The organism is Denitratisoma sp. agr-D3, assembly GCF_054658675.1.
Genome location: NZ_BAAGIA010000003.1, coordinates 51141 through 73190 on the forward strand (window position 1 = coordinate 51141; position 22050 = coordinate 73190).

General features: G+C 62.3%; 24 protein-coding genes and 4 tRNA genes. 20 read left to right on the forward strand and 8 right to left on the reverse strand.

Annotated elements, in window-relative coordinates; all coding sequences use genetic code 11:
- Nucleotides 1–27: 27 nt before the first annotated feature.
- The 4 genes from guaA to ACYQ2U_RS08780 all read right to left on the reverse strand — a co-directional run bounded on the left by guaA (nucleotide 28) and on the right by ACYQ2U_RS08780 (nucleotide 4041).
- The gene (gene guaA / locus ACYQ2U_RS08765) at nucleotides 28–1662 is read right to left on the reverse strand and encodes a glutamine-hydrolyzing GMP synthase (RefSeq protein WP_459949984.1); all 1635 of its coding nucleotides are present in this window, start codon (nucleotides 1660–1662) and stop codon (nucleotides 28–30) included.
- Between the two features lie 74 nt (nucleotides 1663–1736).
- Complete coding sequence (gene guaB / locus ACYQ2U_RS08770) at nucleotides 1737–3197, reverse strand: IMP dehydrogenase (protein ID WP_459949985.1); 1461 nt, start codon at nucleotides 3195–3197, stop codon at nucleotides 1737–1739.
- 108 nt (nucleotides 3198–3305) lie between these two features.
- Nucleotides 3306–3617, reverse strand: a complete 312-nt coding sequence (locus ACYQ2U_RS08775) for an RnfH family protein (protein ID WP_459949986.1) — start codon at nucleotides 3615–3617, stop codon at nucleotides 3306–3308.
- Complete coding sequence (locus ACYQ2U_RS08780) at nucleotides 3610–4041, reverse strand: type II toxin-antitoxin system RatA family toxin (RefSeq protein ID WP_459949987.1); 432 nt, start codon at nucleotides 4039–4041, stop codon at nucleotides 3610–3612. The genes ACYQ2U_RS08775 and ACYQ2U_RS08780 overlap by 8 nt, the downstream gene beginning before the upstream one ends.
- A gap of 59 nt (nucleotides 4042–4100) precedes the next feature.
- Here ACYQ2U_RS08780 and smpB point away from each other — a divergent pair, with 59 nt between their 5' ends.
- The 13 genes from smpB to ACYQ2U_RS08845 all read left to right on the forward strand — a co-directional run bounded on the left by smpB (nucleotide 4101) and on the right by ACYQ2U_RS08845 (nucleotide 14431).
- Entirely contained in the window at nucleotides 4101–4547 is a 447-nt protein-coding gene (smpB, locus tag ACYQ2U_RS08785) for an SsrA-binding protein SmpB (RefSeq protein ID WP_459949988.1), read from the forward strand.
- Between the two features lie 113 nt (nucleotides 4548–4660).
- Complete coding sequence (gene lepA, locus ACYQ2U_RS08790) at nucleotides 4661–6454, forward strand: translation elongation factor 4 (RefSeq protein ID WP_459949989.1); 1794 nt, start codon at nucleotides 4661–4663, stop codon at nucleotides 6452–6454.
- A 25-nt stretch (nucleotides 6455–6479) separates the two neighbouring features.
- Complete coding sequence (lepB, locus tag ACYQ2U_RS08795) at nucleotides 6480–7268, forward strand: signal peptidase I (RefSeq protein WP_459949990.1); 789 nt, start codon at nucleotides 6480–6482, stop codon at nucleotides 7266–7268.
- 10 nt (nucleotides 7269–7278) lie between these two features.
- Nucleotides 7279–7659: a DUF4845 domain-containing protein gene (locus ACYQ2U_RS08800; protein ID WP_459949991.1), complete on the forward strand. Its 381-nt coding sequence runs from the start codon at nucleotides 7279–7281 to the stop codon at nucleotides 7657–7659.
- Nucleotides 7656–8342 carry a ribonuclease III gene (gene rnc / locus ACYQ2U_RS08805; RefSeq protein WP_459949992.1) on the forward strand — a complete coding sequence of 229 codons (687 nt, stop codon included), beginning with the start codon at nucleotides 7656–7658 and terminating at the stop codon, nucleotides 8340–8342. Before ACYQ2U_RS08800 ends, rnc begins: the two co-directional genes overlap by 4 nt.
- Nucleotides 8343–8345: 3 nt before the next feature.
- A complete protein-coding gene (gene era, locus ACYQ2U_RS08810) occupies nucleotides 8346–9245 on the forward strand; it encodes a GTPase Era (protein WP_459949993.1) in 900 nt (299 codons plus the stop codon).
- A gap of 15 nt (nucleotides 9246–9260) precedes the next feature.
- On the forward strand, nucleotides 9261–9977 hold the full coding sequence (gene recO, locus ACYQ2U_RS08815) for a DNA repair protein RecO (protein WP_459949994.1): 717 nt from the start codon (nucleotides 9261–9263) through the stop codon (nucleotides 9975–9977).
- A complete protein-coding gene (locus ACYQ2U_RS08820; protein WP_459949995.1) occupies nucleotides 9977–10729 on the forward strand; it encodes a pyridoxine 5'-phosphate synthase in 753 nt (250 codons plus the stop codon). Before recO ends, ACYQ2U_RS08820 begins: the two co-directional genes overlap by 1 nt.
- Nucleotides 10726–11103 (forward strand): holo-ACP synthase, encoded by a 378-nt coding sequence (gene acpS / locus ACYQ2U_RS08825; RefSeq protein WP_459949996.1) that lies wholly within the window; start codon nucleotides 10726–10728, stop codon nucleotides 11101–11103. The genes ACYQ2U_RS08820 and acpS overlap by 4 nt, the downstream gene beginning before the upstream one ends.
- Nucleotides 11100–12152 carry a beta-N-acetylhexosaminidase gene (gene nagZ / locus ACYQ2U_RS08830; RefSeq protein WP_459949997.1) on the forward strand — a complete coding sequence of 351 codons (1053 nt, stop codon included), beginning with the start codon at nucleotides 11100–11102 and terminating at the stop codon, nucleotides 12150–12152. The genes acpS and nagZ overlap by 4 nt, the downstream gene beginning before the upstream one ends.
- Nucleotides 12149–12343, forward strand: a complete 195-nt coding sequence (locus tag ACYQ2U_RS08835; protein WP_459949998.1) for a DUF1289 domain-containing protein — start codon at nucleotides 12149–12151, stop codon at nucleotides 12341–12343. Before nagZ ends, ACYQ2U_RS08835 begins: the two co-directional genes overlap by 4 nt.
- Before the next feature lie 98 nt (nucleotides 12344–12441).
- Entirely contained in the window at nucleotides 12442–13869 is a 1428-nt protein-coding gene (locus tag ACYQ2U_RS08840) for a sensor domain-containing diguanylate cyclase (RefSeq protein ID WP_459949999.1), read from the forward strand.
- 70 nt (nucleotides 13870–13939) lie between these two features.
- Complete coding sequence (locus tag ACYQ2U_RS08845) at nucleotides 13940–14431, forward strand: hypothetical protein (protein WP_459950000.1); 492 nt, start codon at nucleotides 13940–13942, stop codon at nucleotides 14429–14431.
- An 82-nt stretch (nucleotides 14432–14513) separates the two neighbouring features.
- Here ACYQ2U_RS08845 and efp read toward each other — a convergent pair whose 3' ends face one another.
- Entirely contained in the window at nucleotides 14514–15071 is a 558-nt protein-coding gene (gene efp, locus ACYQ2U_RS08850; RefSeq protein ID WP_459950001.1) for an elongation factor P, read from the reverse strand.
- Between the two features lie 40 nt (nucleotides 15072–15111).
- Nucleotides 15112–16224 carry an elongation factor P maturation arginine rhamnosyltransferase EarP gene (gene earP, locus ACYQ2U_RS08855; protein ID WP_459950002.1) on the reverse strand — a complete coding sequence of 371 codons (1113 nt, stop codon included), beginning with the start codon at nucleotides 16222–16224 and terminating at the stop codon, nucleotides 15112–15114.
- Nucleotides 16225–16357: 133 nt separating this feature from the next.
- Between earP and ACYQ2U_RS08860 the strand changes: the two genes are divergently transcribed.
- The 7 genes from ACYQ2U_RS08860 (at nucleotide 16358) to ACYQ2U_RS08890 (ending at nucleotide 21508) form a co-directional block, all read left to right on the forward strand.
- A complete protein-coding gene (locus tag ACYQ2U_RS08860) occupies nucleotides 16358–17008 on the forward strand; it encodes a uracil-DNA glycosylase (protein ID WP_459950003.1) in 651 nt (216 codons plus the stop codon).
- Complete coding sequence (gene uvrC, locus ACYQ2U_RS08865; protein ID WP_459950004.1) at nucleotides 17001–18827, forward strand: excinuclease ABC subunit UvrC; 1827 nt, start codon at nucleotides 17001–17003, stop codon at nucleotides 18825–18827. Before ACYQ2U_RS08860 ends, uvrC begins: the two co-directional genes overlap by 8 nt.
- 14 nt (nucleotides 18828–18841) lie before the next feature.
- On the forward strand, nucleotides 18842–19405 hold the full coding sequence (pgsA, locus tag ACYQ2U_RS08870; protein WP_459950005.1) for a CDP-diacylglycerol--glycerol-3-phosphate 3-phosphatidyltransferase: 564 nt from the start codon (nucleotides 18842–18844) through the stop codon (nucleotides 19403–19405).
- Nucleotides 19406–19442: 37 nt separating this feature from the next.
- Nucleotides 19443–19518, forward strand: a tRNA-Gly gene (locus ACYQ2U_RS08875).
- A gap of 65 nt (nucleotides 19519–19583) precedes the next feature.
- Nucleotides 19584–19657 (forward strand) — tRNA-Cys (locus ACYQ2U_RS08880).
- 17 nt (nucleotides 19658–19674) lie between these two features.
- Nucleotides 19675–19750, forward strand: a tRNA-Gly gene (locus tag ACYQ2U_RS08885).
- Between the two features lie 243 nt (nucleotides 19751–19993).
- Nucleotides 19994–21508: an acetyl-CoA hydrolase/transferase family protein gene (locus ACYQ2U_RS08890; protein ID WP_459950006.1), complete on the forward strand. Its 1515-nt coding sequence runs from the start codon at nucleotides 19994–19996 to the stop codon at nucleotides 21506–21508.
- Nucleotides 21509–21634: 126 nt separating this feature from the next.
- Here the strand turns inward: ACYQ2U_RS08890 and ACYQ2U_RS08895 are convergent.
- Together ACYQ2U_RS08895 and ftsB are read right to left on the reverse strand one after the other, a co-directional pair.
- Nucleotides 21635–21711 (reverse strand) — tRNA-Arg (locus ACYQ2U_RS08895).
- Nucleotides 21712–21770: 59 nt separating this feature from the next.
- A complete protein-coding gene (ftsB, locus tag ACYQ2U_RS08900) occupies nucleotides 21771–22049 on the reverse strand; it encodes a cell division protein FtsB (RefSeq protein WP_459950007.1) in 279 nt (92 codons plus the stop codon).
- Nucleotide 22050 lies beyond the last annotated feature (1 nt).

A 22050-nucleotide genomic window follows, 5' to 3' on the forward strand; every position in this document is an offset into this window, starting at 1 on the left:
GTTTTTTTATGGTGGAGACAAGCGGCCTCATTCCCACTCGATGGTGGCAGGCGGCTTGCCGGAAACGTCGTACACCACCCGGTTCAAACCGCGCACTTCGTTGATGATGCGGTTGCTCACCTTACCCAGCAACTCGTAGGGCAAGTGGGCCCAGTGGGCGGTCATGAAGTCGCTGGTGACCACGGCGCGCAGGGCCACCACGTTTTCGTAGGTGCGGCCGTCACCCATGACGCCCACGCTCTTCACCGGCAGGAACACGGCAAAGGCCTGGCTGGTGAGGTCGTACCAGCTCTTGCCGATGTCGGCCTCGGTGCAGGCGCCGGCGGCCAAGTCGCGCTCGGTGGCCAGGGTGGCGCGCAGTTCGTCGATAAAGATGGCGTCGGCCCGTTGCAGCAGCTTGGCGTATTCCTGCTTCACTTCGCCCAGGATGCGCACGCCCAGGCCAGGACCAGGGAAGGGATGGCGATAGACCATTTCACGAGGCAAGCCCAGAGCCACGCCCAGTTCGCGGACTTCGTCCTTGAACAATTCGCGCAGGGGCTCCAGCAGCTTGAGGTGCATGTCCTCCGGCAAACCACCCACGTTGTGGTGGCTCTTGATGGTGTGGGCGCCCTTCTTGCCCTTGCCGGCGGACTCGATCACGTCCGGGTAGATGGTGCCCTGGGCCAGCCATTTGGCGGCGGTGAGCTTCTTCGATTCGGCCTGGAAGACTTCGACGAATTCCTTGCCGATGATCTTGCGCTTCTGTTCCGGGTCGGAGACACCGGCCAGCTTGCCCATGAAGTCGTCCACCGCATCCACACGGATGACCTTGACGCCCAGGTTACGGGCGAACATGTCCATCACCATGTCGCCTTCGTTGAGGCGCAGCAGACCATGGTCCACAAACACGCAGGTGAGCTGGTCGCCGATGGCCTTGTGGATCAGCGCGGCGGCCACGCTGGAATCGACGCCGCCGGAGAGGCCCAGAATCACTTCTTCGCTACCCACCTGGGCGCGAATGGCAGCCACGGCTTCGGCGATGTAGTCGCCCATCACCCAGTCGGTGCCGCAGCCGCAGATGCCGTGCACGAAGCTTTCCAGGATGGCGCGGCCCTTCAGGGTGTGGGTCACTTCCGGGTGGAACTGAACGGCGTAGAACTTGCGCGCCTCATCCGCCATGCCGGCGATGGGACAGGAAGGGGTGGACGCCATGAGCTTGAAGCCCGGCGGCAGTTCCATGACGGAATCGCCGTGGCTCATCCACACCTTGAGCATGCCGTGGCCTTCCGCCGTGGTGAAGTCGGCGATGTCCTTCAGCAGCGCAGTATGTCCATGGGCGCGCACTTCGGAGTAACCGAATTCCCGCGCCTTGCCAGCGGCTTCGGCGGTCATGACCTTGCCGCCCAGTTGCTGGGCCATGGTCTGCATGCCGTAGCAGATGCCCAACACGGGGATACCCAATTCGAACACCACCGCGGGAGCCCGGGGGGTATCACCTTCGGTCACGGAACTGGGACCACCGGAAAGAATGATGCCCTTGGCGCCGTAGTTGCGGATGAATTCTTCCGAGACGTCGTAGGGGTGGATTTCGCAGAAAACCTTGGCCTCCCGCACGCGACGGGCGATGAGCTGGGTGACCTGGGAACCGAAATCGAGGATGAGAATTTTCTGGTGGGACATGGCAACTCTCGAAAGTCTGCTGCTGGAAAAGGAACAGCGGCCCGCAGGCCGCTGTTCCGTCAGAGGATTGAGGTTCAATCCACGTGGTAGTTGGGGGCTTCCTTGGTGATCTGCACGTCGTGCACGTGGGACTCGCGGATACCGGCGGAAGTGATCTCCACGAACTCGGCCTTGCTGCGCATCTCGTCGATGGTGCGGCAACCGACGTAACCCATGGAAGAGCGCAGACCGCCCATCAGCTGGTGGATCACCGCCGTCACCGGCCCCTTGTAGGGCACGCGACCTTCGATGCCTTCGGGCACCAGCTTTTCCACGTTGGCGTCGGAATCCTGGAAGTAACGGTCGGCAGCGCCGTCCTTCATGGCGCCCAGAGAACCCATGCCCCGGTAGGACTTGTAGGAACGGCCCTGGAACAGCACGGTTTCGCCCGGCGCTTCCTCGGTGCCGGCGAACAGGCCGCCCAGCATGACGCAGTTGGCGCCGGCGGCGATGGCCTTGGAGATATCACCGGAGTAGCGGATGCCGCCATCGGCGATCAGGGGCACGCCCAGGGGGGCCAGGGCGTTGGCGACGTTATCCACGGCGCTGATCTGGGGCACGCCGACACCGGCGACGATGCGGGTGGTGCAGATGGAGCCGGGGCCGATACCGACCTTGACCGCATCGGCACCGTGGTCCACCAGGGCCTTGGCGGCGGCGGCGGTAGCGATGTTGCCGCCGATCACCTCCACCTGGGGGAAATTCTTCTTGACCCATTGCACCCGTTGCAGCACGCCTTCGGAGTGGCCATGGGCGGTATCGACCACGATCACGTCGACGCCGGCTTCGGCCAACAGGGCAACGCGCTCCTCGGTACCTTCGCCGGTGCCGACGGCGGCGCCGACGCGCAGGCGACCGGAATCATCCTTGGCGGCATAGGGGTGTTCGCTGGACTTGAGGATGTCCTTGACGGTCATCAGGCCGCGCAACTCGAAGGCGTCGTTGACCACCAGCACCCGTTCCAGACGGTGCTTGTGCATCAGGGCCTTGGCCTCTTCCAGGGAAGCGCCCTCCTTGACGGTGATCAGGCGTTCCTTGGGGGTCATCATGGCGCCGACGGTCTGGTCCAGGTTGTCCTCGAAGCGCAGGTCGCGGTTGGTGACGATGCCGACCACTTTCTTGCCGTCCACGACGGGCAGGCCGGAAATGCGGTGGGTTCGGGTCAGGGCCAGCACTTCCCGCACCGTCAGGGTGGGCGGGATGGTGATCGGGTCCTTGAGCACGCCGGTTTCGTAACGCTTGACCTTGGAAACCTCAGCCGCCTGGGCCTTGGGGGGCAGGTTCTTGTGCACGATGCCCATGCCACCTTCCTGGGCCAGGGCGATGGCCAGGCGAGACTCGGTGACCGTGTCCATGGCGGCGGACACGAGGGGCATGTTGAGGCGGATGTTCCGGGTGAGCTGCGTGGCAAGACTGACTTCGCGGGGCAGCACGGAGGAGTGGGCGGGAACCAGGAGGACGTCATCAAACGTCAGCGCCTTCTGGATGAGTCGCATGGGATTTTCCTCTTTGACAAAGCGCAATTATACGCAGGAGCGTCGGTTCGACCAAGCCTGCGCCGTTCGGTGCGGAGCGCAGTGGGGATGAATCGCGCCCGGGCGGGGCTATTCCTCGCCGCCGCCCTTTTTCATGACCTTGCCCTCGGCCGCCCGCTGCTTACGGACTTCCTTGGGATCGGCGATCAGGGGGCGATAGATTTCCACCCGGTCCTTGTCCCGCACCGGGGTATCCAGCTTGGACAGCTTGGCAAAAATGCCGAACTTGCCCTTGGCCAGGTCGATTTCCGGGTATTTGGCCAGCAGGCCGGAAGCCTCCACGGCCTGTTGCAGGGTGCTGCCTTCCGGCAGCTTGACCTTGACCAGCTCCTGCCGACCGGACAGGGCGTAGATCACTTCGACGTTGATGTTTTCAGCCATAGCGTTGATTGGCCCGTTTCACAAAGGATTCGACAAAAGTGTTGGCAATGTGGTTGAAGACCGGCCCCAGGGCCTTTTCCAACAGTTTGTTGGAAAACTCGTAGCGGAGCTTGAACTCGATCTTGCAGGCCACCTCGCCCAGGGGGATGAAGCGCCAGGAACCGTCCAACTGTTTGAGGGGACCGTCCCTCAGGCGGATCGTCATCCAGTGGGGCGCTTCCTTCTCATTGCTGGTGGAAAAGTGGGACTTGAGTCCGTGGTAGTTGATATGCAGTGTCGCCACCGTGGTGGTGTCGGTCCGCTCGTGCAGTTCCGTTCCGCCGCACCAGGGCAGAAACTGGGGATAGTCCTCCACCCGGTCCACCAAGTCGAACATCTGGGCGGGGGTCCGCTCGATCAATACGGTTTTTTCAACGACGGCCATGCTGGATTGCTGGTTTACAATCCTCGGATTCTACCGTGCAGCCCCGTCTCCCGCAGCTTATGAGCATTGTCGACAACAAGAAAGCCTTCCACGACTACTTCATCGAAGAACGTTTCGAGGCCGGGCTGGTGCTGGAGGGTTGGGAGGTCAAGTCCATCCGGGGCGGCCGGGCCCAGATCAAGGAGGCCTACGTGGTGCTCAAGGACGGCGAGGTTTTCCTCATCGGCGCCCACTTCAGTCCCCTGTCCACCGCCTCCAGCCACGTCCACCCCGACCCGGTGCGGACCCGCAAGCTGCTGCTGCACGAAAAAGAGATCAACAAGCTGATCGGCAAGGTGGAACGGGCCGGCTACGCCCTGGTGCCCCTGGACCTGCATTTCAGCAAGGGCCGCATCAAGCTGGAAGTAGGCCTGGCCAAGGGCAAGAAGCAGTACGACAAGCGGGAAACGGAGAAGCAGCGGGATTGGGAACGCGAGAAAGCCCAATTGATGCGTAACAAGCGCTGATTTATCAGGTTTTTCCCTCACGGATCGCGGTGCTTCAAGGTAAAATCCGCGCCCTTTATTGCAGTGCAACCAACCGCTTGCCTGCCTAGGCCGTACAACCCTCCCGAATGCCCATGAAACACATCCGCAACTTTTCCATCATCGCCCACATCGACCACGGCAAATCCACCCTGGCCGACCGCATCATCCAACGCTGCGGCGGCCTTTCGGACCGGGAGATGGAAGCCCAGGTGCTGGACTCCATGGATATCGAGAAGGAACGGGGCATCACCATCAAGGCCCAGACGGCGGCCCTGCACTACAAGGCCAAGGACGGCCAGATCTACAACCTGAACCTGATCGACACCCCGGGCCACGTGGACTTTTCCTACGAGGTCTCCCGCTCCCTGTCCGCCTGCGAAGGCGCCCTGCTGGTGGTGGATGCCTCCCAGGGCGTGGAAGCCCAGACCGTGGCTAACTGTTACACCGCCCTGGACCTGGGTGTGGAAGTGGTGCCGGTGCTGAACAAGATCGACCTGCCCGCCGCCGACCCGGACAACGCCCGCCAGGAAATCGAGGACGTGATCGGCATCGACGCCACCGACGCCATCCCCTGCTCCGCCAAGACCGGCCTGGGCGTGGATGACGTGATCGAGGCGGTGATCGCCCGCATGCCGCCCCCGGAAGGCGACCCCGACGCGCCCCTCAAGGCGCTGATCGTGGATTCCTGGTACGACAGCTACGTGGGCGTGGTGATGCTGGTGCGCGTGGTAGACGGCACCCTCAAGGCCAAGGAAAAGATCAAGCTGATGTCCAACGGCGACGTGCATCTGTGCGAACAGGTCGGCGTGTTCACCCCCAAGTCCAAGCCGAAGGAAAGCCTTTCCGCTGGCGAAGTGGGCTTCATCATTTCCGGCATCAAGGAACTCAAGTCGGCCAAGGTGGGCGACACCGTGACCCACGCCGACAAGGTGGCCGCCGAGCCCCTGCCCGGTTTCAAGGAAATCAAATCCCAGGTGTTCGCCGGGCTCTACCCGGTGGAATCCAACCAGTACGACGCCCTGCGCGACTCCCTGGAAAAGCTGCACCTCAACGACGCCTCCCTCCAGTTCGAACCGGAAGTTTCCCAGGCCCTGGGCTTCGGCTTCCGTTGCGGCTTCCTCGGCTTGCTGCACATGGAAATCGTGCAGGAGCGTCTGGAGCGGGAATTCGACATGGATCTCATCACCACCGCACCGACGGTGGTCTACGAAGTCGTCCTCAACGACGGCACCGTGATCCAGGTGGAAAACCCCTCCAAGCTGCCCGAAACCCAGAAGATGCAGGAGGTACGGGAACCCATCATCACCGCCAAGATTTTCGTGCCCCAGGAATACCTGGGCTCGGTCATCACCCTCTGCGAGGCCAAGCGCGGCAACCAGGTGAACTTGGCCTACCACGGCCGTCAGGTGCAACTCACCTACGATATTCCCATGGCCGAAGTGGTGATGGACTTCTTCGACAAGCTCAAATCCGTCTCCCGGGGCTATGCCTCCCTGGACTACGATTTCAAGGAATACCGCTCCGCCGACGTGGTCAAGCTGGACATCCTGATCAACGGCGAGAAGGTTGACGCCCTGTCCATCATCGTGCACCGGGCCAACGCCGCCTACCGGGGCCGGGAACTGGCCGCCAAGATGCGGGAACTTATCCCCCGCCAGATGTACGAAGTGGCCATCCAGGCTGCCATCGGCTCCACCATCGTCGCCCGGGAAAACGTCAAGGCCATGCGCAAGGACGTGCTGGCCAAGTGTTACGGCGGCGACATCACCCGGAAGAAGAAGCTGCTGGAAAAGCAGAAGGCCGGCAAGAAACGCATGAAGCAAGTGGGCCGGGTGGAAATTCCCCAGGAAGCCTTCCTCGCCGTGCTGCGCGTCGACGACAAATAACAAATCCCACACCGAAAGCCCCCCCATGAATTTCGCCCTGATCCTGTTCCTGCTTTGCGTCGCCACCGGCATCCTCTGGGCCCTGGACAAATGGGTGTTCCGCAAGCACCGGGCACCGGGCGCCAAGGAGCCGGTCTGGGTGGAGTACGGCGCCAGCTTCTTCCCGGTGATCCTGGCGGTGTTCTTCCTCCGCTCCTTCCTGATCGAGCCCTACAAAATTCCCTCCGGTTCCATGATCCCCACCCTGCTGGTGGGCGATTTCATCCTGGTGAACAAGTTCGCCTACGGCATCCGCCTGCCGGTGATCAACAAGAAGGTGATCGACGTGGGCCAGCCCCAACGTGGCGACGTCATGGTCTTCCGCTATCCCGTCGATCCCTCCCTGGACTACATCAAGCGGGTGGTGGGTCTGCCCGGCGACAAGATCGCCTACCTGAACAAGAAACTGACGGTGAACGGCCAGCCTGTGCCCATCCAGCCCGATGGCGAATTCCTCGACAAGGACAAGCTGTTCTATACCCCCCGCTACACCGAGAAACTTGGCAACGTCGAACACGCCATCCTGATCGACAAGGACGCCTCGGGCTTCATTGCCCAGTCCCACCCCTTCGAGCATCAGGACAAATGTCACTACAATACCGAGGGCGTGGTCTGCGAAGTCCCCCCCCGCCATTACTTCATGATGGGCGACAACCGGGACAACTCCGCCGACAGCCGCTTCTGGGGCTTCGTTCCCGATGAAAACATCGTCGGCAAGGCCTTCTTCATCTGGTTCAACTTTGGCGATCTGAAACGGATCGGTTCCTTCAAGTAAGGGAGTTACGATGGACCGCAATCGCACCACCCGCGCTTCGCAACGGGGCCTGACCCTCTCCGGCCTGCTGGTCTGGGCCGTGATCATCGGCCTGTCGGCGGTTTTGGTGATGAAAGTCACGCCGGACGTGATCGAATACCTGACCCTGAACAAGATCATCAAGGCCGTGGTCAACGACCCCGCCACCAAGTCGGCCAGCGTCAAGGAAATCCGCGACAACTTCGCCAAGCGCGCCGGCCTGGAACGGGCCAATTCGGTGGACCCCACGGACCTGGACATCACCAAGGAAGGCGAGCAGGTGGTGCTTTCCTTCGCCTACAGCAAGAAGATCCCCCTCGTTGCCAACCTCAGCTTGCTGATCGACTTTGAGGGCAGCAGCAACAAGCAATGACGCCGAAGAACCTGGAGCGGTCGCTGGGCCATGACTTTGGCCGTTCCGAGCTGCTGCTCCAGGCCCTGACGCACCGCAGTTTCGGCTCCCCCAACAACGAGCGGCTGGAATTTCTCGGCGACAGCATTCTCAACTGCACCATCGCCGCCCAACTGTTTGAGCGTTTTCCCCAAACCAAGGAAGGCGACCTCTCCCGCCTGCGGGCCGGCCTGGTCAAGCAGGACACCCTGGCCGAACTGGCCCAGCGGCTACACCTGGGGGACATCCTCCGCCTCGGCGAAGGGGAGTTGAAAAGCGGCGGCTTCCGTCGCCCGTCCATCCTGGCCGATGCCCTGGAGGCCATCTTTGGCGCGATCTATCTGGATGCCGGCTTCGAGACCGCGGCCGGCGCCATCGTCCGCCTCTACCAGCCGCTGTTGGAGGCCATCGACCCCAAGGTATCGGCCAAGGATGCCAAGACCGCCCTTCAGGAATACCTGCAAGGCAAGCACCTGGACCTGCCCCGCTACCGCCTGGTAGCCACCCAGGGCGAGGCCCATGCGCAGACTTTCGAAGTGGAATGCGAGGTCCCCGAGTTGTTCATCACCACCCGCGGCCTGGGCAGCAGTCGCCGCATCGCCGAGCAGGAGGCCGCCCGCCTGGCCCTGCCCCTGGCCGAAGCCAAACACCAGAAGAAGAAATAAACCATGACCGCAAAAAACGCCCCCCCCTTCAAGACCGGCTTCCTCGCCATCGTCGGCCGCCCCAACGTGGGCAAGTCCACCCTCAACAACCGCTTGGTGGGCGCCAAGGTGAGCATCACCTCGAAGAAGGCCCAGACCACCCGGCACCGCATCCACGGCATTCTCACCACCGACGACTGCCAGTTCATCTTCGTGGACACCCCCGGCTTCCAGACCAAGCACAAGAACGCCCTGAACCGTCTGATGAACCGCAGCGTCACCCAAACCCTGGCCGACGTGAACGTGGTGTTGTTCGTCATCGAGGCCGGCCGCTGGGGGCCTGGCGAGCAGGAAATCGTCAAGCTGCTGCCCGCCGGCCATCCGGTGATCCTGGTCATCAACAAGGTGGACAAGCTGGAGGACAAAGGCGTGCTGCTGCCCTTCATCGAACAGGTCAGCAGCGAATATCCCTTCAGCGACATCGTGCCCATCAGCGCCGAAAAAGGCCTGGCGGTGGAGGAGCTGCTCAAGACCGCAGCGAACTACCTGCCGGAAGCCGAGCCCCTGTTCGAGGCCGACGACATCACCGACCGTTCCGAGCGCTTCCTCGCCGCCGAGATGATCCGGGAAAAGCTGTTCCGCAACCTGGGCGAAGAGCTGCCCTACGGCATCGCCGTGGAAATCGAGAAATACGAAACCGAGGGTAACCTGCGCCGCATCCACGCCGCCATCATCGTGGACAAGGAAGCCCACAAGGGCATCGTCATCGGCAAGCGCGGCGAACTGCTCAAGCGCATTTCCACCGACGCCCGCAAGGACATGGAAAACCTGTTCGGCGGCAAGGTCTGGCTGGAGACCTGGGTCAAGATCAAGAGCGGCTGGGCCGACGACGAGCGCGCCCTGAAATCCCTCGGCTACGAATAAGCCCGGCAGGCGGCCATGGCGCACAAACAGCGTGTGGACGACCAGCGGGCCTACCTGCTCCACACTTATCCCTACAGCGAAACCAGCCTGATCCTGGACGTTTTTTCCCGGGACCATGGCCGCGTACCCATGCTGGCGCGCGGCGCGCGGCGCCCCCGGGCGGCCTTGCGCGGCGTGCTGATCGGTTTCCAGCCCCTGGAACTGGGCTGGTTCGGCGCGGGGGAAGTGAAGACCTTGGCCAAGGCCGAATGGCTGGGGGGCGTGCCGCTCCTGTCAGGGCGCTGCCTGTTGCTGGGCTACTACCTCAACGAGTTGCTGATGAAGCTGCTGCCCCGGGAAGACGGCCATCCCGTGCTGTTCGACGCCTACGAGGCTGCCCTCGGCGCCCTTGCCACGGGGGCCGCCGACGCGCCGGAGCTGCGCCGCTTCGAGAAAATCCTGCTGCGGGAAATCGGCTACGGCCTGAGCCTGGACCAGGACGCTGAAGGCAAGCCCATCACCACCGACGGCCGCTATCTCTATCTGGTGGAACGCGGCGCCGTCGAGGCCCGGGGCGACGAGGGCGTGCCGCCCCTGGCAGGTAAAACCCTGCTCGACATGGCGGCCGACGACTACACTGACGCCCGCACCCGCGCCGAAAGCAAGGCATTGATGCGGCAACTGATCACCCATCATTTGAACGGCCAATCCCTGCAATCGCGGCGGGTTTTTGTCGAACTTCAGGAGTTGTGATGACCATCACCGCGCTATCGGTCAATGTGAACAAGGTTGCGTTGCTGCGCAATTCCCGCCACCTGGATATTCCCAACGTGGTCCATGCCGCCACCCTCTGCCTCGAGGCGGGCGCCCAGGGCATCACCATCCACCCCCGGTCCGACGAACGCCACATCCGCAAGAACGACGTGTTCGCCCTGGCGGACCTGATGAAACGCTGGCCCCAGGCCGAGTTCAACATCGAGGGCAACCCCTTTCACAACCTGATGGATTTCATTCGCCAGGTACGCCCCCACCAATGCACCTTCGTCCCCGACAGCGAAGGCCAGTTCACTTCCGACCACGGCTGGAACTTGTCAGCCGATGGCGAACGGGTCCGCCCCCTGATCGAAGAGTGTCACGCCCTCGGCGTGCGGGTCAGCCTGTTCATGGACGCCGATCCGGCCGCCATGGCCCTGGCCAAGGCGGTGGGCGCCGACCGGGTCGAGCTTTACACCGAGCCCTACGCCGCCGCCCACGGTGGCCCGCAGCAGGCAGCGCAACTCGCCCGCTTCGCTGCCGCCGCCCAAGCGGCACTGGATGCGGGCCTGGGCGTCAATGCCGGCCACGACCTCAATCGTGCCAACCTGGCCGACTTCCTCCGTGCCGTGCCCGGCGTGCAGGAAGTCTCCATCGGCCACGCCCTGATCGGTGACGCCCTGGAGTTCGGCTACGGCGACACCGTCAAGCGTTACTTGCAGTGCATCCAGGACGAGGAGCAAGCTCGGTGATCCACGGCATCGGCACGGACATCGCCGCGATTGCCCGCCTGGGCGATCTGTACCAACGTCACGGCGAACGGGCCTTGGAAAAATGCCTGGCCCCCCAGGAGCGGGACGACTGCCGCGCCAGCAATGATCCCGCCCGCTTCCTGACCAAACGCTTCGCCGCCAAGGAAGCCCTGGGCAAGGCCCTCGGCACCGGCATCCGGGCGCCGGTGCTGCTCCCTGCCATTGAGATCATCCACGACCCACTCGGCAAACCCGGCTTTCGTTTCCATGGCGAACTGGCGGCCTATATCGACCAACGCCAGCTGCGCTGCCACCTTTCCCTTTCCGACGAACGGGACACCGTCGTCGCCTTCGTCGTCATCGAGGCCCCATGAATACGCCCCGCCAGCCCATCAGCCAACCCATTAGCCAACCCCTGGGCCCCCTCTTCATCGACATCGCCGGCACCGAACTCACGGCGCTGGATCGCGAGCGCCTGTCCCACCCCCTGGTGGGCGGCATCATCCTGTTTTCCCGCAACTACCAGGACCGGGAGCAGCTTGACCGTCTCTGCGCGGAGATCCACGCCCTGCGCAGCCCGCGCCTGCCCATCAGCATCGACCACGAGGGCGGCCGGGTACAGCGTTGCCGGGAAGGCTTTACGGCCTTGCCGGCCATGGCCCAATTGGGCAGGCTCTGGGATGAACAGGGCGCGGAAATCGCTGAAAGCGCGGCACGGCAAGTGGGTTACGTCCTGGCTGCCGAGTTGCGCGCCTGTGGCGTGGACTTTTCTTTCACGCCGGTGCTGGACTTGGATTACGGCCGCAGCACGGTGATCGGCAACCGTTCCTTTCATCGCCAGCCCGTCGTGGTGGCCCGCTTGGCCGCTGCCCTGATCGAGGGTCTGAGGGAAGCCGGCATGGGTGCCTGCGGCAAGCACTTCCCCGGCCATGGCTGGGTGGAGGCTGATTCCCACGTGGCCATTCCCGTCGATGAACGGAGTTGGGAAGCCATCCAGGAAGACATGCGTCCCTACCAACTGTTGCGCCTCGACGCGGTCATGCCGGCCCATGTGATCTACCCCAAGGTGGACCAACGTCCCGCCGGTTTCTCCCCGGTCTGGATCGGCAAACTAAGGAGCAGCCTGGGTTTCAGCGGCGTGATCTTCAGCGACGACCTGTCCATGGCCGGTGCCGCCGTGGCCGGCGATGTCCTGCATCGGGTCCAGGCGGCCCGCGCCGCCGGCTGCGATGCCCTGCTGGTATGCAACTCGCCGGACGACGTGGCGACCCTACTCCGCGATTGGCAGCCCCAGATCAATGACACCGTCTCCAGCCGCATCGAGCGGCTGCTGCCCGCTAAAGCGGCGCTCGACTGGGCCAGCCTGCAAGCGGACGAGCGCTACCGGACCGCCCTGCGCGTCATTGCCCAACGCTTTTCATGATCACCCCCTCGCCCTGTATCGGCCTTTGCCGCATGGACCCCGAGCGGAACCTCTGCCAAGGCTGTCACCGCACCCTGGAGGAAATCGCCCAATGGGGCGAACTGGGCGAAGAAGAGCGGCGAGCAGTACTGCTAAGGGTGGCGGGGCGCAAGGCCGACCACCACGACAACTATTTTCTACCTAAAATATAATAGACACGAATAATTCAAACATGACATCGGTATTTGCGTAGTACCCTATAAAAAAAGCAGGTCGCCCAGCGTAATGCCTCCCTCCACAGGAGTAGGTCATGGAAGCCCCCATCGATGGCAGCGAGCCCCGTCCCCCCAGCACTGAGGAAACCACGGCGGCGCAGGTGGTCGACCTCAACCCGATACCGACCTTCGTCATTGATCGCAACCACGTCGTCATCCACTGGAATCGCGCCTGCGAACTCCTGACCGGCTTCCCCGCCACCCGGGTGGTGGGCACCAGCAACCATTGGCAGCCCTTTTATCCCACCCAGCGGCCCGCCATGGCCGACCTGCTGCTGCTGGGCGCCAACGAAGCCGAGGTGGATCGCTACTACCATGGCAAGTTCCGTCCCTCCGAACTCAACCAGGGAACCTTTGAAGCCGAGGACTTCTTTCCCGGCTTTCCTCCCGAGGGCCGCTGGCTGTTCTTCACCGCCGCCCTGCTGCGGGATACCGCCGGCAACATCATCGGCGCCATCGAAACGCTACAGGACGTCACCGCACGACGCCAGGCGGAAATTGCCCTGCAACGGGAACGGGCCCTGATGGCAGCCATCATCAACGGCAGTTCGGTTGCCAGCATCGTCATCGACCGCGACCACACCATCGTCCACATGAACCGGGCCTATGAAACCTTGTTCGAAGTCTCGGCCAAGGACTTGATCGGCACCAAGCGCCAGTGGTTCCCCGCCTATCCGGAACCCCGCCCGATCCTGGCCGACCTATTGCTGGACGGCGCCTCTCCAACGGAAGTGGCGAAATACTACGACGGCCACTTTCACGCCTCCCAACTGATCCCTGGCGCCATCGAAGCGGAGGGGCACTTCCCCGATCTGGGCACAAACGGGCGCTGGCTCTATCTGACGGCCGCTCCCCTGGTGGATGACCATGGCGAAGTCAGCGGCGTCATCGAGACCTTGCAGGACATCACCGAGCGCAAGCAGGCGGAAATCGCCCTGATGAAAAGCGAGGAACGCTATCGCCAGCTCAGCGTCACCGACGAGCTCACCGGCCTGGGCAATCTGCGCAGTTGCTACGAGCACCTGGAACGGGAGATCTACCGCTGCAACCGCTACGCGTCGCCTTTGTCCGTTCTGCTACTCGACGTGGATAACTTCAAACAATACAACGACACCTGGGGACACCTTGAGGGCGATAACGCCCTCAAGACCATGGCCACCACCATCCGCCGCAACCTGCGCAAAACGGATGGCGGCTACCGCTACGGTGGGGAGGAATTCGTCGTCCTGCTGCCCGAGACGCCCTTGTCCCAGGCGGTGATTCTGGCCGAACGCATCCGACTCGACTTTGCCTCGACCCTGCTCCATCCCGCCAGCAACGTGGCCGTCAGCTGCACCGTGAGCATCGGCGCCACGGAATTGCTGCCCAACGACACCATGAAATCCTTCCTCTATCGCGCCGACGAAGGAACATACAAGGCCAAGGCCCAAGGCAAGAACCGAATCGTGGCCATTCCCCCCTGAATCCGTTGGCATCCAACTTGCAGCATTGGTCCGACAACACATTTCATGGCATCAACCCCACAAACGAAGGATGACCCACATGCTGCAACTGGAAATGGAGGACCTGGTTTATTTCGGTCCCTTGCCAGAAGTCGTCAACGCCAAGCTGCAACAGGGCATCGCCCTCTATCAGGACGAGCCCGCCACGGCGGAGCGGCTGTTCCGCGAAGCCCTGGCGATTTCGGCAACCGCCCTGCCCGCCTGGTTTTGCCTGATCAAGCTGCATAACCGCTATCGTCAGTTCGACGCCGCCCACGAAGCCGCCCTCGGGGCCTTGGCCGAGGCCTCGCGCCAATGCAACCTGTCGGCCGACTGGCAGCAATGGCACCCTGAGCACTTCACCCGCCGTAACGAATCGCCCTGGAGCCACACCCTGCGGGCACTCAAGGCCCTGGCCTTCATCGAACTGCGACGGGGTGGCCGGGCCTTGTCCATCGCCCTGGTGGACAAACTGCGCGAACTGGACCCCGAGGATGGGGTCGGCTATTCGGTGGTGGATTCCCTGCTGGAAGCCACCGCCTGATCACCTAGTGCCAAACGAAAAGGGCAGCCTTGGCTGCCCTTTGTCGTTCATCGGCCCTGCGACGGGCCTAAAAATCTCCGGCTTATTTGACCCGGTTACGGTACTCGTCGGTACGGGTGTCGATTTCGATCTTGTCGCCGATGTCCACGAACAGGGGCACGGGCAACTCGAAACCGGTGGAGATCTTGGCGGGCTTCATCACCTTGCCGGAGGTGTCGCCCTTGACGGCGGGCTCGGTGTAGGTCACTTCGCGCACCACGGTGGTGGGCAGTTCGACGGAGATGGCCTTGCCGTCGTAGAACACCACTTCACAAGCCAGACCGTCTTCCAGGTACTTGAGGGCGTCGGACATGTTTTCGCCTTCGACTTCAAACTGGTTGTAGTCGGCGTCCATGAACACATAGAGGGGATCGGCAAAGTAGGAATAGGTCACTTCCTTGCGATCGAGCTGGACGATCTCGAACTTGTCGTCGGCCTTGTAAACGGTCTCGGAATTGGCGCCGGAGAGCAAGTTCTTGAACTTGATCTTGACCACGGCAGCGTTACGGCCGGACTTGTTGTATTCGGTCTTTTGCACGACGAGGGGGTCGGCACCCACCATCACGACGTTGCCTGCGCGGAGTTCCTGAGCGGTTTTCATTGCTTACGAGCCTTGGACGGGAAAAGTAAAGCCCGCGATTCTACCTTGATTCCATTGAAAAAGACAGCAATTGCGTGACCAAGTCGGGCTGCTGCCGGAGCCCCCGTGACCAGCTTTCGGCATGGGCGGACAAGGCCGGCAGCGCGGCCATGAAAGCCGGCCAAGAGGCGCCGGCACCGGCCTCGTTTTCCCACGCCAGCCACAAGTCGGCCATGGCGCGGGCCGCCCCCGCGTCAAGACCGGCTTGGTAACGGGCGAGGAAAGCCGATAGCTTGACGCGATGGTGCTGGTCCTGCTGGGGATAAATGTGCCAAACCAGTGGCTTGGCTGCCCATTGGGCGCGGACAAAGGAATCCTCGCCACGGACGAAATTCACATCGCACAGCCACAGCAGGCGGTCATAGTCCGGCTGAGGCAGGAAAGGCAGGACGTGGACGGCCAAGCTACCACGCTGGAAATGGCGACTGCCGCCGCCGAAGAAGGCCGCCACCTGGGGCAGCAAGCGCCCTTCGGGCAGCAGGCAACGTATCGGTCGCTCCCCATCAGCCCAGGCCCCCAGCAATTCGGCCACGCCATCATTCTCATAGCCGAACAGGGACACGATCAGTTCCCCGGCCCCTGGTACCGGCAGGCCGAGTTCGGCGCGGAAGGCCTCGGCATCGAAGGCGGCGCGGCGGCGATCGTAATCCGATTCCCGCAACAGCCCTCCGGTACGCGCCGTAAACCCCGGGAAAAAGAAATGCTTGGTCAGCGACAGGCGCGGATGGGGAGACGCCATGCGATGGCAATCCTCCACCCAAGCCTCAGCCGAGAGGTACTCCAGGTTGATCCAACATGGGGGCTCGGCCTTGGCGGCCATGGCCACCAGGTAGCTTTCAGGCAACTCGCAAGCGAAAGCCTCGATCACCACCGCTGCGGGAACCACGTCGGGGAAGGGAGCTTGCCAGCGCCGCACCGTCACCCCCTGCACGTCCTGGCATTCCCTGGAAGGGTCGGCCTCGGGGCAAAGACGGGCCAGGGGGACAAGGTCATCCACCCATAAGCGCACCTTGATCCCATGCTCGTTCGCCAGTTGCCGAGCCAACCGCCAGCAGACCCCAATGTCGCCGTAGTTGTCCACCACGGCACAGAAAATGTCCCAATCCCGTTTCATGGGCCGGTATCCTAGCGGGCCGGGACAGGATCGCCAAGGAAACCGCCTTGAAATACCCGCTCCGCGCCCCATCCTTTGTCCCTCACCCTCCCCTGGCGCGGGTCCGCCGCTCCGGATTGCGTTTTTTGCTGCCATGAAGACTGCCGTTTCCCCCACCGCCGTATCGGACTGCACAGCCTGTCCCCGCCTTTCCCGCTTCCTTGGCAAAGTGAAAGCCGACCACCCCGACTACTACTGCAAACCCGTCCTGCCCTTTGGCGATGCCAAGGCCCGGCTGCTGATCGTGGGCCTCGCCCCCGGCATGCACGGGGCCAATGCCAGCGGCCGGCCGTTCACCGGCGACTACGCCGGCATCCTGCTTTACGACACCCTGCATCGTTTCGGTTTCGGTTCCAAGTCCACGTCGGACGCTGCCGACGATGACCTCACTCTGCGCGACTGCCGCATCACCAATGCGGTCAAGTGCCTGCCGCCGCAGAACAAACCGGAAACCAGCGAGATCAAGACCTGCAACACCTGGCTGGCCCAAGAACTCGACCAGTCGGCGCCGGATCTGCGGGTAATCCTGGCCTTGGGCCTGATCGCCCATAAGGCCGTGCTCACGGCCCTGGGCATGAAGCAGAGCGCCCTGACCTTCGGCCATGGCGCCGTTCACGCCCTCCCCAGCGGTCAAACCCTGGTGGATAGTTACCATTGCAGTCGCTACAACACCAACACGGGTCGCCTCACCGAAGCCGCCTTCCACAACGTATTCCGCACCATCCGCCGCCATCTCGATGCCTGACACCATGGCCGCCAGTTCGCCACCGCCGTTCGATGCCAAGGCATTCCTCGCCACCCTGACGGAAGCGCCAGGGGTGTATCGGATGCTCGATGCCGACGGACAGGTGCTCTATGTGGGCAAGGCGAAGAACCTCAAGCGCCGGGTCAGCAGCTATTTTTTGCGCACCGGCCTATCGCCCCGGATTGCCCTGATGGTGCAGCAGGTGGCCAATGTGGAAACCACGGCCACCCGCTCCGAGGCCGAAGCCTTGATCCTGGAAAACACCCTGATCAAGAAGCTCACGCCCAAGTACAACATCCTCTTCCGCGACGATAAGAGCTACGCCTACATCAAGCTCTCGGGGGATGAATTCCCCCAACTGGCCTTCCATCGCGGTGGCTTTGAAAAGCGCTCCCGCTACTTCGGCCCCTTCCCCAGTGGTTTGGCCGTGCGGGACAGCATCCAGTTGTTGCAAAAGACCTTCCTCCTGCGTACTTGCGAAAACTCGGTTTTCGCCAATCGTTCACGGCCCTGCCTGATGCATCAGATCAAGCGCTGCAAGGCGCCCTGCGTGGGCCTCGTGAGCCAGGAGGAATACGCCGCCGATGCGCGGCTGGCAGAGTTGTTCCTCAAGGGCCGCCACTCGGAGGTCATCGAACGGCTGACCGAGCAGATGCGGGTTGCCGCTGAATCCCTGCACTTCGAGCAGGCCGCCGCCCTGCGTGACCAAATCAAATCCCTGCAAGCGGTACTGCACCGGCAATACGTCAGTTCCACTGGCGAGGAGGACGCGGACATCATCGCCGTCCAGGCCGATCGGGGCGAACTGTGCATCAACCTGGCCATGGTTCGGGGCGGCTTGCACCTGGGCGACAAGGCCCTGTTCCCGCGCAACGCCGTCACCGCCGAGGCTGACCCAGTGGAGGCCCTGGCGGCCTTCGTCGCCCAACACTACTTGGAACACCCGCCCCCCAGCCGCTTGATCGTGGCCTGGGACATTGCCGAGGAATGCGATGCTGTGTTCGAAGGCAAAAAAGTCGCCGTCGGCCTCCCCCGCAACGAGAAGGAACGGGCCTGGCTGGAAATGGCCGACAACAACGCCAAGCTCGCCATCACCGCCCGCAGCCAGGCCAGGGCGCGTTCCGGGGAACGCTTGGAGGCCCTGCGCCTCGCCCTCGATCTGGAAGAGGCTCCGGCCCGCATTGAATGCTTCGACATCAGCCACACCATGGGCGAAGGCACCGTTGCCTCCTGCGTGGTGTGCATCGACGGCGCCATGAAAAGCAGCGAGTACCGGCGTTTCAATATTGCCGGCATTACGCCCGGTGACGACTACGCCGCCATGGCCCAAGCCCTGGAGCGGCGCTACAGCAAGGTCGCCAGCGGCGACAGCCCGGCCCCCGACTTGATTCTGATCGATGGCGGCAAAGGCCAGCATCGGGTCGCACGGGAAGTATTGGCGGAACTCAATCTTGCCCACCTGCTCACCATCGGCATCGCCAAGGGTGAAGAACGCAAACCCGGTCTGGAAACCCTGTTCGTCTGGGGGCGCGATGAGCCGCTACAATTGCCCATGGACCATGCCGGTTTCCACTTGATCCAGGAAGTTCGCGACGAAGCCCACCGCTTTGCCGTGGCGGGCCACCGGGCGCGGCGGGCCAAGGCGCGAGGACGTTCCACCCTGGAAGACGTGGCCGGCATCGGCCCCACCCGCCGACGCAAATTGCTGGCCCACTTCGGTGGACTGGACGGGGTACGCGCCGCCACGGTTGAAGACCTGTGCCGGGTGGAAGGCATCAGCCGCAAACTGGCGGAAGACATTTTTCGGGAACTTCACTAAACCAACGACACGTCATGCCCCTCAACATCCCGAACCTGCTCACCTGGGCGCGCATCCTGTTGATTCCCCTTTTCGTCGGCGTTTTCTACCTGCCCAAGGGAATGCTCACCGCCAGTGAGCAAAACTTCTACGCTACGCTGCTGTTCGTCGCGGCTGCCATCACCGATTGGTTCGACGGCTGGCTGGCGCGCAAGCTCGAACAAACCTCGGCCTTCGGTGCCTTCCTCGATCCTGTGGCCGACAAGTTGATGGTGGCCGCCGCCCTGGTGTTGCTGGTCCAGCTGGACCGCGCCGACGCCATCGTGGCCTTCATCATCATCGGTCGGGAAATTACCATCTCCGCTCTGCGGGAATGGATGGCGAAAATCGGTGCCGCCAAGAGCGTCGCTGTCTCCTTCGTCGGCAAACTGAAAACCACCGCCCAGATGGTTGCCATCACCTTGTTGCTCCATTACGGCTCGCCCCTCTGGAACCTGGCAGGCGTCTGGCTGTTGAACATCGCCGCGGTGTTGACCCTGTGGTCCATGGTCTACTATCTGCGCAAGGCATGGCCCGAAATTTCTGATCGCAGCCGTTGACGCTGACGGAAACATCGCTATAATGCGCACCTCTCCTGCGGCAGTAGCTCAGTTGGTAGAGCGATACCTTGCCAAGGTATAGGTCGAGAGTTCGAGACTCTTCTGCCGCTCCAGGTTTGATAGGGGGAAAGCCTAGCTTTCCCCCTCTTAGTTTCAGGAACTTGTTTCGACGAGTTTTGGCGCGGTAGCAAAGCGGTTATGCACCGGATTGCAAATCCGTGTAGGTCGGTTCGACTCCGGCCCGCGCCTCCAAAATTGAAGGTTTCCAAGCGGCAGTAGCTCAGTTGGTAGAGCGATACCTTGCCAAGGTATAGGTCGAGAGTTCGAGACTCTTCTGCCGCTCCAGCATCAAAGGGCAGTGCAAAAGCACTGCCCTTTTTCTTTTTCCCAGTCTCCTTCAGCAATCCCTAATAAATCGCCAAGCCGCATGGCTGCTGCATTGCAGCAAGGTTTGCTTTCCTTGTCAAATGTTGTAATGCATAATTATGGCGTCAAGTTTCCGTAATTTATGGCCCGGATAATGCGCGCTCCTAGCGATGGCGAACGCGATCGCGGAGGGTTTTCATACTTAAAAATTCTGGAGACAAAATGTCGGACGCCTCACGCATTCTCAACCCCGCCCTACGCAGCAAAATCATGTCCGCCGAAGAAGCGGCCGCCCTGATTCCCTTCGGCGTCAACGTCGGCATGAGCGGCTTCACCGGCGCCGGTTATCCCAAGGCGGTGCCCTCGGCCCTGGCCAAGCGCATCATGGATGCCAACCTGCACGGCAAGAAATTCCGCATCGGCGTCTGGACCGGCGCATCCACCGCCCCCGAACTCGACGGCGCCCTCGCCATGGTGGACGGCATCGAGATGCGCCTGCCTTACCAATCCGATCCCACCTGCCGCAAGCGCATCAACGCTGGCGAGATGGAATACATCGACATTCACTTGTCCCACGTGGCTCAGTTCGTCTGGTTCGGCTTCCTCGGTAAGCTCGACGTAGCCGTGGTGGAAGTGACCGGCATCACCGAAGATGGCCGTCTGATCCCCTCCTCCTCCATCGGCAACAACAAGACGTGGCTGGACCAGGCGGACAAGGTCATCCTCGAAGTCAACAACTGGCAAAATCCGCTGCTGGAAGGCATGCACGACGTGTATTACGGCACCCAGTTGCCGCCGAACCGCAAGCCGATTCCCATCATCAAGACCGACGACCGCATCGGCGAACCCTTCCTGCGGGTCGATCCGAACAAGGTCATTGCCGTGGTGGAAACCAACAGCAGCGACCGTAACTCCGCCTTCACGCCCCCCGATGGGGACTCGCGCCGGATTGCCGGACACATCCTTGAGTTCCTTGAACACGAGGTCAAGATGGGCCGCCTGCCGCGCAATCTGCTGCCCATCCAGTCCGGCGTGGGCAACATCGCCAACGCCGTGCTGGCAGGCCTCAACGAAGGGCCTTTCGAGAACCTCACCGCCTATACCGAGGTGATCCAGGACGGCATGCTGGAACTGCTCAAGTCCGGCAAGATGAGCTGCGCCTCCGCCACGGCCTTCTCCCTGAGTCCCGACGCCCTGACCGAACTCAACGCGGACCTCGGTCGTTTCCGCGAAAAAATCATCCTGCGCCCCCAGGAAATCAGCAACCACCCGGAAGTCATTCGCCGCCTGGGCGTGATCGCCATGAACGGTCTGATCGAAGCCGACATCTACGGCAACGTGAACTCCACTCACATCATGGGCAGCCAGATCATGAACGGCATCGGCGGTTCCGGCGACTTCGCCCGCAATGCCTATATCTCCATTTTTGTCACCCCGTCCCAGGCCAAGAAGGGCGCCATCTCCAGCATCGTGCCCATGGTGTCCCACGTGGACCACACCGAGCACGACGTGCAGATCATCGTCACCGAACAGGGGCTGGCTGACCTGCGCGGCCTGTCGCCCAAACAGCGGGCCAAGGTGATCATCGAGAATTGCGCCCACCCCAGCTTCCGCGGGCCGCTGATGGACTACTACAAGCATGCCGTGGAACGGGCACCCGGCAAGCAAACCCCCCACATGCTGCAAGAAGCCTTCGCCTGGCACACCCGCTACCTGGAAACCGGGAAAATGCTCTAATCGCGCGTGTCCGCCGGCCACATCAAGCCAGCCCCACCGGGCTGGCTTTTTTATTGCCATCGGCAACCATGGGCACTGAAAACAAAAAAAGAGAGGGCACCCGAAGGTGCCCTCTCTTTTCTACTTTGGCGCGCCCGGAAGGATTCGAACCTCCTACCCCTTGGTTCGTAGCCAAGTACTCTATCCAGATGAGCTACGGGCGCTGAAGAGAAGCGGCATTATAGAGAAACTATTTTTTTTGGCAAGAGGCAAGCAATGTTTTTCAGGGCTGGCGCTGGGGAATCTGCACGAACAGCTCCCCGTCCTTGATCAGCCCCAGCTCATAGCGGGCCCGTTCCTCGATGGCCTCGTAACCGGACTTCAAGTCCCGTACTTCCGCCTCCAGTCCAGCGTTGCGCTGTTCCAACTTCTGGTTTTCGCTACGCTGAGCCTTGAGTTGCTGGTCCATCTCCCACACCCGGTACCAGCCGCCTTTGCCCAGCCACAGGGGATACTGGAGCAGAACGATGATGGCGACCAACACCAGGGTGGGCCAACGCATG